Source organism: Dehalobacter sp. TBBPA1 (assembly GCF_040931655.1).
In the GTDB taxonomy this organism is placed as follows: domain Bacteria; phylum Bacillota; class Desulfitobacteriia; order Desulfitobacteriales; family Syntrophobotulaceae; genus Dehalobacter; species Dehalobacter restrictus.
Window position 1 is genome coordinate 2,472,429 of the sequence record NZ_CP162385.1, and the last position, 11,573, is coordinate 2,484,001.

Genomic DNA, 11,573 nt, shown 5'->3' on the forward strand with positions numbered 1-11,573 from the left:
ATAAATGTTCTTTTACGGATACTAACAAAAAAAAATGCCATTATTATGACATTTTCATTTTATTTAGAATCTATGCTGCCAGATCTGATGAAAAGAGTTCTTTACAGGGGTTTCACTCCCAGTTTGTATCCGACTCCGTGTACCGTTTTGATGTAATAGGGATTGGTAACATCCGGTTCAATCTTTTCCCGCAGACGTTTTACCAGCGATGCAACGACTGAATCACTTCCAAAATAGTCAGTGTCCCAAATTTGGTTAAGGATCAGGTCTTTCGTAAAGACCTGATCAGGACGGTTGGCAAGTAACCAGAGAAGCGCATATTCCTTGGGGGTCAGATCAATTTCCTGGCTTCTTACCATGGTTGTGCGGCTGGTATTATTAATCGTCAGGCCAGGAAGTTCCACGATATTTTGAATGTTTTCCGATCGCCCATGTTCTTTAACCCGGCGCAATACCGCTTTAATACGTAAGATAAGTTCCGTACTGTCAAACGGCTTGGTGATATAGTCATCACATCCTAAAATAAGTCCGGAAATCTTATCTGCATGATCTTCCTTGGCCGTTAAAATGACAATCGGCACATTACTTTCTTTCCGTATTTTACGGATAACTTCAAATCCATCCATCCCGGGCATCATAATATCGAGCAAAAGCAGATCTGGTTTGTAATTCCGATACTCCGTGCTGACTTCCGTACCGTCTCCGACTACCTTTACATCATATCCTTCGCGGCTTAATAAGATATGCAAGAATTGCCGGATACTGGTGTCATCTTCTGCAACCAGAATTTTTGTTTCCAAGATGACGACCTCCTTCTCACTCAATAGCTTTGTCAGCCTGGATTTTTGCTTCATCCACAATCTCATTGAATACTTTCAGCAGTGATTTTGTCGATGACTTTATGATCATCAGATAGTCCCGTTGTTCATCCGTGATTTCCGTCATCAGTGTCAAATCAGTCATACTCATGATTCTTGTCATATACGTGCGAACTTCATGACTCTTATCTAGGACCATCACAAGAAGCACACTCCTCAAAGGGTCTTATCCCGCCTAAGATATATCTCAACATATTCCACGTTTTCTCGTCATTTCCTGCTCAAATGGCAGTACCTCCAGCGAAAAAATGATAAAGGCCAGAACGTCTGAAGACTTCTGACCTTTATGATTTGTTTGCCCTGCATGGCCGATTGATTACAGTTACAGTGTCATTTATTTAACTATCCATGATTGAGCTATACATGTTTGAACAGCTTGTGGTTAACGCTATTTGGTAATAAGTTCATACCCTTTCTAGCTCTTAAGAATCCATCGATTCCGATAAGCTCAGCATATTTTGAAAATTTCAGCATCGCTAAGTTTGTCCAGATATAACCAAAGTTGTTAAACGATCCACTGGCCATGAATTGCGTATTCATAAACATTGCAATTAAGGCGAACCAGAAAATTCTAAATCCAAGAATCATGGAGATACCTATCGTAATCTCAAATACAACGACGAGCGTATCCGTTACTCCTGGCATCCCTAAGAAGAAAGTGTTGGCAATCCATGCGAATGCTTTGTTCATATAAAGCGGATCAAACCTTGTAACTTCAGGTCCGGCAATATTCGCAACAAGCTTCGTGATCACCCCCGCTGAATGGATGTTTCCATCAGAAAGCCATGTTAACTTGTGAAGCCCGGAGGTAACCCAACCAACCCCATAGATAAGTCTAGTGATGGTGAAAACAATGACGAGAAAGGCTGCTTTACCATTTTTCATTTCGGCTGTTACTGAATCAATATAACTTTTCATTGCTGTAGACATTCTTTCCATCTCCTTCTTTCTTTGTATCAACGCTATGATAGCAAAAAAAAATATCATTTTTATGACATTTTTCTTTTATTTAGACGTTATTCTTTTTACTTGTGATCACGTTTTGCCCATCTCTCGACAATTTCATAAAATGCACTTGTTTCGACGGGTTTCGTTAAATAATCATCCATTCCTGCGTTAATACAGGTTTCCCTGACCCCTTCTAACGCATCAGCCGTCATAGCGATAATCGGTGTGTGCGCGCCTCGCTGACGCTCTAATTGTCTGATTGCTTCCGTTGTTTGGTAACCATCTAATCCCGGCATCTGACAATCCATCATGATGATATCAAATTCCTGTTTTTGATAAGCATCGAGGGCAGCATACCCGTCCTCTGCCAAAACAACTTTCCAGCCTTTGCGTAAGGAAAATTTTTCAATTACAATCCGGATGATCTCATCGTCCTCCACAATTAAAAGTGTTAATGAAAATTGGATTCCATGGGTCATGATGCTTCCTCGCCCAGCCACGCTTTGATGGATCGGTACAGGATCTCGGTCTCTGCCGGGGTCTTGCCGTTGACAATGACATATCCTGGATTGTCCCCGTCCAGCTTGAGGACAATGTACGCTCCGCCCTGGCTGTACACATAGAGCATGCATTTCCCGTATCCCTCGACAGTGAAATGGCCGAAACTTTTGCTTTCTCCGCCGTAGCCGTTGGTACGCAAGCTTCGGGGCAGGCTTTCTAGGGTGGAAACGGATACGATCTGGTCTTTTGCAAGGCTTAGGTCATACATTGCGGCGTCGATGGTGATCTGGGAACCGTTCTCCGTGATCACATAATCTTTGGCGCCGCCGTAGAATACAGGAATCAGGGCAGCCAGGACCAGCGCCAGGATACCGAAGCCGACGGCCTTACCGACCGGGTGGGCGAGATTAATGGTGAAGCCCATGCCCGCGATCCGTTTGGGTACGAAGATTCTGGGATCACTCGGGCTATAGTAGCATCCCCATTTGTAAGCGCCTTCTTGTTCGGAAAGATGGCTTTCGTTTTGAAGTTCAGGACCGAAGAAGTGATTTTCAGCAGCACGGATTTTTTTCTGCTGCCAGTAGGCAATGAGGAGCAGCGCGGTGATCAGGACAAACACCGGCAATATAATCAGGATACCATTTCCGGCGTAAAAGACGGAAAAACTGAACAGAAACCAAAACACCAGCATCGTCAGCCCGCTCAGCGTCGCCGCCTGCGTACGGATACGCTCCTGAGTTCTGGCGCAGACCTTATTGATCTCGGTGTTCTCGCTTAAGGCCGGGGTATGGCTATTGCGCATCTGGTAATACAAGAAAATCATATTCAGTTGGCAGAACGGACCGATCAAGCTGAAGACGACGGGATAGAACGCCTGCGCCGCCGGTGAGAACAGCAAGTAGAACGTCGGAATGAAACTCAGGAGCAGAAACAACCAGGACCAAACCGCGGAAACGCCTGCTTTACCTTTCTCTTTGACCACGTTCATATCCACGGTTACGATCCGCGAGCGCTGGTAGATCCAGCCTTTTTCCTTCTTCAGCGTCCGGAGCCTGCGCTGATAGCGGTGAACCGCCAGCCAATTGAAGAAAATATTGACCAGTACTAGGATCAGCAGGAAGAACTCCGTGAAGGATGCCGCGGCTGGAAGCAGCAGCAGAAGGCTGAGCCCTGCGGACAGCAGAAAAATGAGATAACACATCCGTTTGTAGCCGCTGATGATGTCCTGAACTTCCGGTGATAGGGCATGGGTGGCGGACAGGGTTACGCCCAGAATCTGCTGATTTTGCTGGTTCTTATAAAAGAGCGTAAACGCAGCCATCGTCCCGAAAATCAACCAGGATAGGATGAGCAGTGTTAAAAGCATAAACATTCCTCCTTATTCGTAAACCAAGTCAATCAGACCGGATAGATGCGTTGTGATCTCCTGCTTGGACGCACCTTTCATCCGGGCCTCCGAAAGCAGAAGTTCCAGCCGGCGGTCAAAATCCTGATTAAAAACCATGCCGGTCTTGCCGCAATCTCTGATCTGGGCGCCGTGCCGCCGGTCAATGATGATGATGCCTTCGTCTTTTAAGAGGGCATAGGCTTTGTTGACCGTCATAGGATTCACCCCAATATCCTGGGCCAGCTGGCGGACGGTCGGCAGCGCATCCCCGGGCTTTAAACTCCCTTTGGCTGCAGCAAACACGATCTGATTGCGGATCTGCTGGTAAATCGGGATATCGCTGGTCATGTCGATCCTTAATAGCATGGGCGTTCCCTTCTTTGCGTTAATGTGTTCTTTGTATTATTTGTATTACATAATATAATACAAATAATACAAAGATGTCAATAAAAAAATGGAAGCAGCGTCAAAAAACAGAAATCTGCAGCGTTAAGACATGCCAATGGATTCAGGCCATGAAGCAATCTTTTACTTCACGAGTCCAATTAAATTTCCGTACCCTTCCCGTTCCATATCTTCTTTAGGCACGAACCGCAGCGAGGCGCTGTTGATACAATATCTCAGACCGCCGGATTCCCTGGGTCCATCAGCAAACACATGCCCCAGATGGGCATCGCCGGCACGGCTCCTGACCTCGGTCCGCAGCATGCTATGGGAAGTATCGGTCTTTTCCCAGACTACATTCGGATCGATAGGCCTGGTAAAGCTCGGCCAGCCGCAGCCTGATTCAAATTTATCCGAGGAGGCAAAAAGCGGCTCGCCTGTCGTAATATCCACGTAAATACCCGGCCGGAAAATGTCCCAGAACGCGTTATGAAACGGCGGCTCGGTGGCATTATTCTGCGTCACTTCGTACTGCGTTCCGGTCAGGGTTTGGCGAAGCCTGCCAGGATCCGGCGCCTGATAATCGGCTGGGTTAATAATGGCCCCTGCCGCCTTCGTGAATTGATCCCTGCCAATGTGACAATAGCCGTCCGGGTTTTTATCCAGATATTTTTGGTGGTACGCTTCCGCCGGACAGAAGTTCTCGATTGCTTTTATCTCGATCACGACAGGTTTGTCGTAGTTTTTTTGCAGCTTGGCCAGGGACCGTTCTATCACCGGCAGATCATTCATATCCGCATAATAAATCCCGGTACGGTATTGCGTCCCCTTGTCGCCGCCCTGCCGGTTAAGTGAGACCGGATCAATCGCCTGATAATATAATTCCAGCAAGAATTCCAGCGGCACAATCTCCGGATCATAGTCTACATACACCGTCTCGGCATGTCCGCTGCCGCGCTGACACACATCCTCATAGGTCGGGTTCGCGGTCTTGCCATTGGCATAGCCCACTTGCGTGGTACGGACCCCGCGAATAGACGCAATATATTTTTCCACACCCCAAAAACAGCCGCCTGCAAGATAAATCTCAGACATAACAGACCCTCCATGATATCAGATGATGATATAATTCTCTGAAGCATGCGCTTTATTTTCTTTCATCCATCGTTGACCGTGACTGCAAAAAGAGCTCACATTTCATACAACTTTTGTTAATAAATGGTTTGTTTTGCCAATATGTGTTATCATTAGACTGCCTGATTTCCTCTTTGCTTATAGTATATACTCTATTCAAGTCGAAATACAAACTACTGACCAGGGTTCTTGCGCAACCAAACAGGCGTATTATCTTTCATTTATAAAGTAAAATTTCAGGAGATGAAACTTGATAAATGGAGGGATCGTTAAATTGAAAAAAATGATTACACATATATTGATCATCTGTCTTATATTTTCATTTACTTCCTGCGCCAAGAAACAAGAAACCCTGGTACCTCCGGCTGAAACGCCTGTAACAGAGAAAAAATATATCGCTAACCCCAAAATTGTCGTTTCCAGCAGCCATCATTACCAAGGTACCAGTTGGGTTGGCGACGAGGCAGAGGTAAAAAATAATACCGTAAGCCTGTCCGGGGATATCATAGGTTTTGAGATTACCTGCCCAATTTCTATGCAGATAAAATCAAGGTTATCGGATACGAGGAACCCCTGGAACTAGCCTTATTCGACGGCTATATGAAACAAAGCAAGATCATTCACGGCGTGGCACGCAACATTGAACATGGCAAGACTTACACCTTACATATTGCCAAAGATCTCTTGCTTGATCAGGAAGGCAATACGTTGGAAAAAGATATAGAAATCGGTATTCTAATTGAAGAAGATCCCGAAGCGTATTTTTCCCTTATCGGGTCGGAAAAAAGTTATACCGGTTTAGGACAGATGGAATCAGACCCCTATTCTGTACACGAAAATCTTTTTCTGACGACGGAACCAAAAACTTTTGAGATCGACTTCACCAAAGAAGTTAATACGAAAAGTGTTGAACAATCTATCTCCAAGGGGCTTGGCGATAAGGCTCAGGTCAAATTCGAGTGGGCCGATACGAAGAGACTTAAACTTTATGTCGATAAACTGGTTGCTGACACTGAATATCTTTTGTCCATGAAAAGCGCAGTTGATCAAAAGGGCTATCCGATTATCGGAAACCTTTTCTTCAGGGTCAATGCTCCCAATCAATTATGTATGGTTAATATCAAAGATAACACGACAAAAGTTCTCAAAGAATTCCGTGATAAAAGCTATATGATCTGGCCGGCTAAGGAATTAGGCAAACTATTTATCCTTGATGATACGCAGCAGTCTTATCTTTTCGATACAGAAAAAGAAAAAATAACCATACTTCATAGCAGGGCTTATGGCTTGGGATTCCCTGGACTGGATTGGTCTTCTAACTGGCTGGATCCTACTACCGTACTATATAGGGAATCTACGGAAAAGGATATCTCGATCTTTACCGAGAAGCTGACTATCGGGCAAAAAAATAAACTCTTTGAGTTACCGTCCCAACCCGTATTTTATGACGCTTTACTGTCTCCGGACAAACAGAAAATTGCTTTTACGTCCGACGATCTTGCCGCCTTTATGAATATTTATGTTTATTCCCTTGACGGGAAGATGCTCTATACTTTTAATCATATTGCCAGCGGAGAGGGCAGGAAAGTATGGCCGACAACAATTTATATCCAATGGCTGGACGAAGATAATCTTGTATTTATTGATAACGATGATGTGGTTAAACTCAATATTGCCACAGGAAAAAAAGAAACCCTCCTGAGGAATGCCACAAAACCTGTTACATTTCCCGGAAAAGGAATAGTGCTCGCTCAGGGTAAGGATCCAGGTAAACCTAGAAGCCTGTTATTTACGCCGGACGGAGTAAAAGAGGTACTGCCGGGCAATGACCTAAGTAATGTAAATTTTATTAGTACCGAAGAGTTTATATTTAATATCGAAGAAGATATTTATATCTATAATCTCAAGGAAGATAAGAAAAAAAGGATAGGCATAGGGTATATCCTTGGCCTGTCCCCCGATAAAAAAACAGTCTATTATCTAACCAATTATGATAACCTTTATTTTCATCTGGATTGGTAAGAGGAGTATATCTTTTCATCTTTGTAAATTCTTTGCATCTTTTGTTCGTTAATAAAAAGAAATCCGGCTGTCTGGAACAGCTGGATTTCCTTTATTATGGATACAACTATAATTTTATGGAATTAATATCTTTTGTCCCTCATAAATCAAATCTGGACTGGATAGTATATTTTTATTTGCTGCGTATATTTTCATGTAAAGTGAAGCATCACCATACTCTAATTGGGCTATTTTTGCCAGGGTATCTCCTGCTTTCACGGTATATATTCTTTGCTTTTCACCGGCAACGATATCCGGGAGCAGCCCCTCAGGCGGAAGGGTTAAAACCATTCCTGCGTATAAACGGTTATTATTCTTCTCAATAATATCACGATTTGCCTCATATATCTTACTGGAGTATTTGTAACTTCCGTAATGGTTTAAGGCGATCGTAGCTAACGTATCACCGGGCAGAACCTTATACGTGCTGTTAACCACTTCTACATCTGTTTTTGGTATCAGGTCAAGATAACTAAACGAGTTGCTTGAATTTAGCTCAGGCATTTGAATGTCCACGGGTAGGTTAATGTTTGTTATATCTGTATCATAGTTAAACGTAAGATTCAAAATGCCGGTAACATCCGATTGAATTTCTTCTCCGCCTACGGTATCATTCATCAATTTATTTAATGCTGACATATCGAGCTCTAGGTTGATACTTCCATTTTCATGGGTGATATAACCTTCGCTTGAAATCGTATACGTTAACTCGATACCTTTGTCCCCTAGAATAGAAACATCATTCAATTGATCCATGACTGAATTAAATTCAGTTAAAAACTCTTCATCAATAGAACCAAATTCCGATGAACTGCCTGAGAGCTCACTATACTGAGCAATTATCGTGAAGTATTCATTTAAAAAGTTCGACGCTTCTTTGTCCTTCGCAAAGTTATTAATCCCATAACGGATAAATTCCTTCAATTGTGCATCATTAAGTTTTATCGTATATTTTTGTGAGCCAAGGCCATCGTTTGCTGATTCACTAACGACGTCAATATTCGGGTTGAACCTTTGAACATAACTGTTTAGAAAATCAGTACTTTTTTTCTGTAGATCTGACTGCAATTTTATAAGGTTCGTTACATCCATATTTTTAAGATCCGTATTTTTCGCATCAAAAGGATTTATAACCATATATGGCTTTCCAGCATATCCAGGGGGTAAATAGGCTGCTGCAATTTGCGGGATTTTAAAGACTTCAATTAGCTTTGGAGTTTTTCCTGAGAAATCTTCATCTACCCAAAATGGCATGTTAATACTAAGACCGGATGCAATTACGTTACAATCTGCCTGTAATTTAGCGATTGTTTTCTCTTCGTTACAATTCATTTTCAAAACGACATCGAGTTTCGCATTATTTAACATCTCAGCAACTGAATCGATTTGTTCTTGGTCTGCCTGATCAAACCCTGTGCCGGACATTTGAAGAGACATCGTCATATGCTGCTGCATTGAAGTCACATCTTGCATTTTCATATAGGCATTAAAGATTGCCAGCTGATTTTGGGTACAACCAGCTAATACCACAACGAATACAAATAAGACCGTAAGAATTAAGGCTGTTTTTTTTCTAATCTTCATATAGTTACTCCCCTCTCCACTATGTTGTAACTATATGATTCTTCAGCTTAACGCCAAATACCTCCCAAATTATTCCTATATTTTCAATATTTTTGTACGCATAGCTTATCAGCCTGCGGATCATATTGAAAACCGTATCAATCAGAACTTGTTGTCAGAACTTGTTGTATGATACGACATCTTCTATTGGCTTGAATTCCGAATGTCCGGGGAAAGGCTTTGCAGCCGGCGCAGGATAGCCCATTACCAGCAAGGCGACCGGCTCAATGTTGTCCGGAATCGCAAACTCCTCCCTAACAGCCTCAGGTATAAAGTACATGACCCACGTCGTGCCCACGCCCAGTGTCGTAGCCTCCAGCATCATGTGTGTTGTTACAATGCTCGCGTCGATAACCCCGCTGGTCTCCCAGGTCAACGGGCAGGCGAGCCGATGCCGATAACAGTAGCATCGTTAGTGACTCCGGCGGGAAACCTGGCTTGGTTCGGATCGTTCTTTTCCGCCAGGACAATCGGACAATTGTTCTGGGCAGCCAACGGTGCAACCATCAGAGCTGCGGCCAAAGAGTAACCGTCAGCAAAGTAAACCTTGCTGGTATTAAGTCCCATCCTCTCGTTAAAATCCTGGTTGGTCACGTAGCGATCCACGCCGGACATGCGGCGGAATCCGTTTGTATCCTGAACTCTGGACGTGCCGCCCAAGATAACCAAATTATTGGCGTCTAGTCCAGCCTTTAGTAAACTCCAAGCTTCGGGATGATAGACACCGGCTCCGTCCGTTATGCGGATTAGCCATCCGTTGGCTGCCGCGTAGGGCCCGGCGCTCACGGCGTCGGCCAGAGCATCAAAACCTACGAGAAATACCCCACGTGGATCAGCAATTTCGTCTCCTACCAGGTTCGCCGTCTCCACGCGCCCTTCCCCCTGCAGCACTTTTGCCTCGAGATCGGGGATGGCTGCTTTCAATTTTTCAGACACGACATCCGCTTGGAAGCCGATGCAGTAAGCTCTTTTTGCTCCCAGCCGTTTTATCTCACCAATCACTTCGGCCGTCGGGACGCCACCTTCCACCATAAGGATCGGCGCCTGCTCCTGGCCGGCCAAGGGTGCTGCTGCAAGGGCGTCGATCAAATGGTTGTTTTCTCCGGGGACGACGACCACTGAATCAGCCTTTAGCCATCCTTCTTGGGACACTTTTACCGAGGTAGCCGGCGTACTGCCCCCGTTTATGGTTCTGTCCGCAGTGATTCCACTCGCCGGCATGGCCGGTTCGGAAACTTTCAGCCGTACGACGGCGATGATATTGGAGAGCTGACGCCCTGCGGGCGTTATTGTCTTTCCGCCCAGCCACAGGGCGCTGGAGGCGCCGCCGTCTAAATTCATAGCGTCTGATAGGTTATACGCCTGGGCAACCTGAGCCAAATTTTTGATCGTAAGACCCGGCGTGGTACCGAAAACCAATTGTTTGTCGGTCGTCAGCCCAATGAACGAACGATTGCCAGCAGCCGTGGTGAGTTTCGGGTCGTTCCAGCCCTCACCGGCCGGATCGGCAGTCACCTGTCCATCCAAGATGAGGCTCGGGCCGCAACCGGTGATGTTGGTCAAATTGATCCAATCAGCCGTATCATCCGTATTTGTGCGGCTATTCCATACTTGCCGCACAAAATCAATCGTCGATCCAACATGGAATAGCTGGCGGTAGGCGCTGTCAGTCGGCATCAGCAGCAAAAATCCATCGGCCGGAATTGCCGTATTGCCCTGGCTGATATCGGTAACAGTACCTTTCTGCAGAACTTTCACACCACCCGCTGTATAAACGCTACCCGTCACGTCTTTGACATTGCGTACCACCACACAGATCATATCTGTATCCCCGGTTTCCGTACCGTAATCCGGGGTGATGATCGCCTCGCGATAACTCGTATAGCCGACTGGCCTGATGACATTCCAGTTGCGTAAGTAAAAGAGTTGTTTATAAAGGTAATTGCCTCCGGTAACGTCGACATAGACGTACTGCCTGAAGGCCACCCTATCAAGCTGCGCTTCGCCGGCGCTGCCGAAACCTATCATGCTGCTGGTTTCATAGTGCATCGTCGCCCCATTATGTACCAAGGTCCCGTTTATGGGCTTCTTGCCTTCATTGTAGGCCTCAAAGAACGCGCCGTTGACTGCCGCCAATACTTCATACTTGTTTTTGTCTATGCTGCCGATGATCTGCTCAAAGGGCTTAACATCGCCGACTTTGCCTGCCGGCACGGAAAGCACACGGATATTGGGATCATTCAGATCGGCGCGCACCGCCTTAATTGTGGTGGATTGACCGGCAATACTGACGGACTTGTCGGCGCTCATCACCGAGCTTGAGTCGGCCCAAACCGTCGGTGCCTGCCAACCCACCAGCACCAGGGTAAAAATCGAAATCGCAACCCATAATCTCTTTACCAATCCCCGTTCTCCTTTCAATCTTCTCAGGATTCTTTGCGCTGATTGCCATTATTTGAATTCTACCCCATAAAAAAACGGCATGTCAACAGCCTATGTGCTTGCCATGCGCGTTTGAACGGACAAATCAAAAAGGATAACTTTTGTATTCTAACAGTCTAGCGTGACGGTGAGGGTACCGTCACGATTCCTGACTGCTTTATCCAGTTCAATACCCCAGCCATTCACTTCAGTTTGTAAAAAAAGAATGGCGGCCA

General features: G+C 45.2%; 12 protein-coding genes. 2 read left to right on the forward strand and 10 right to left on the reverse strand.

The genetic code is table 11. The features are described from left to right. Positions 1-101: 101 nt before the first annotated feature. From AB3489_RS12160 to msrB, 7 genes are all read right to left on the reverse strand, one after another. Entirely contained in the window at positions 102-800 is a 699-nt protein-coding gene (locus tag AB3489_RS12160) for a response regulator (protein WP_368293111.1), read from the reverse strand. A 16-nt stretch (positions 801-816) separates the two neighbouring features. Then, positions 817-1,017, reverse strand: a complete 201-nt coding sequence (locus tag AB3489_RS12165; protein ID WP_368294634.1) for a histidine kinase dimerization/phospho-acceptor domain-containing protein — start codon at positions 1,015-1,017, stop codon at positions 817-819. A gap of 218 nt (positions 1,018-1,235) precedes the next feature. Next, complete coding sequence (locus tag AB3489_RS12170) at positions 1,236-1,808, reverse strand: DoxX family protein (protein WP_368293112.1); 573 nt, start codon at positions 1,806-1,808, stop codon at positions 1,236-1,238. Between the two features lie 95 nt (positions 1,809-1,903). Then, a complete protein-coding gene (locus AB3489_RS12175) occupies positions 1,904-2,305 on the reverse strand; it encodes a response regulator (protein WP_368293113.1) in 402 nt (133 codons plus the stop codon). Next, complete coding sequence (locus AB3489_RS12180) at positions 2,302-3,693, reverse strand: DUF5808 domain-containing protein (protein ID WP_368293114.1); 1,392 nt, start codon at positions 3,691-3,693, stop codon at positions 2,302-2,304. The genes AB3489_RS12175 and AB3489_RS12180 overlap by 4 nt, the downstream gene beginning before the upstream one ends. Before the next feature lie 12 nt (positions 3,694-3,705). Then, complete coding sequence (locus AB3489_RS12185) at positions 3,706-4,080, reverse strand: GntR family transcriptional regulator (RefSeq protein ID WP_368293115.1); 375 nt, start codon at positions 4,078-4,080, stop codon at positions 3,706-3,708. 162 nt (positions 4,081-4,242) lie between these two features. Beyond that, positions 4,243-5,193, reverse strand: a complete 951-nt coding sequence (msrB, locus tag AB3489_RS12190; protein WP_368293116.1) for a peptide-methionine (R)-S-oxide reductase MsrB — start codon at positions 5,191-5,193, stop codon at positions 4,243-4,245. A 313-nt stretch (positions 5,194-5,506) separates the two neighbouring features. Between msrB and AB3489_RS12195 the strand changes: the two genes are divergently transcribed. Both AB3489_RS12195 and AB3489_RS12200 read left to right on the forward strand, forming a co-directional pair. Beyond that, positions 5,507-5,815 (forward strand): hypothetical protein, encoded by a 309-nt coding sequence (locus tag AB3489_RS12195; RefSeq protein WP_368293117.1) that lies wholly within the window; start codon positions 5,507-5,509, stop codon positions 5,813-5,815. Positions 5,816-5,832: 17 nt separating this feature from the next. Further along, positions 5,833-7,254 carry a TolB family protein gene (locus AB3489_RS12200; protein WP_368293118.1) on the forward strand — a complete coding sequence of 474 codons (1,422 nt, stop codon included), beginning with the start codon at positions 5,833-5,835 and terminating at the stop codon, positions 7,252-7,254. Positions 7,255-7,368: 114 nt separating this feature from the next. On the opposite strand, the gene AB3489_RS12205 is transcribed toward AB3489_RS12200, so the two are convergent. The 3 genes from AB3489_RS12205 to AB3489_RS12215 form a co-directional block, all read right to left on the reverse strand. After that, complete coding sequence (locus AB3489_RS12205) at positions 7,369-8,877, reverse strand: LysM peptidoglycan-binding domain-containing protein (protein ID WP_368293119.1); 1,509 nt, start codon at positions 8,875-8,877, stop codon at positions 7,369-7,371. 154 nt (positions 8,878-9,031) lie between these two features. After that, entirely contained in the window at positions 9,032-9,292 is a 261-nt protein-coding gene (locus AB3489_RS12210; RefSeq protein ID WP_368293120.1) for a nitroreductase family protein, read from the reverse strand. Next, positions 9,289-11,337: a cell wall-binding repeat-containing protein gene (locus tag AB3489_RS12215; protein ID WP_368293121.1), complete on the reverse strand. Its 2,049-nt coding sequence runs from the start codon at positions 11,335-11,337 to the stop codon at positions 9,289-9,291. Before AB3489_RS12215 ends, AB3489_RS12210 begins: the two co-directional genes overlap by 4 nt. Between the last annotated feature and the right edge of the window lie 236 nt (positions 11,338-11,573).

Excerpts from the sequence above, each read along its gene's own strand:
- AB3489_RS12165 (WP_368294634.1), bottom strand. The coding sequence starts at position 1,017 with ATGGTCCTAGATAAGAGTCATGAAGTTCGCACGTATATGACAAGAATC.
- AB3489_RS12170 (WP_368293112.1), bottom strand. The coding sequence starts at position 1,808 with ATGTCTACAGCAATGAAAAGTTATATTGATTCAGTAACAGCCGAAATG.
- AB3489_RS12175 (WP_368293113.1), bottom strand. The coding sequence starts at position 2,305 with ATGACCCATGGAATCCAATTTTCATTAACACTTTTAATTGTGGAGGAC.
- AB3489_RS12180 (WP_368293114.1), bottom strand. The coding sequence starts at position 3,693 with ATGCTTTTAACACTGCTCATCCTATCCTGGTTGATTTTCGGGACGATG.
- AB3489_RS12185 (WP_368293115.1), bottom strand. The coding sequence starts at position 4,080 with ATGCTATTAAGGATCGACATGACCAGCGATATCCCGATTTACCAGCAG.
- msrB (WP_368293116.1), bottom strand. The coding sequence starts at position 5,193 with ATGTCTGAGATTTATCTTGCAGGCGGCTGTTTTTGGGGTGTGGAAAAA.
- AB3489_RS12200 (WP_368293118.1), top strand. The coding sequence starts at position 5,833 with ATGAAACAAAGCAAGATCATTCACGGCGTGGCACGCAACATTGAACAT.
- AB3489_RS12205 (WP_368293119.1), bottom strand. The coding sequence starts at position 8,877 with ATGAAGATTAGAAAAAAAACAGCCTTAATTCTTACGGTCTTATTTGTA.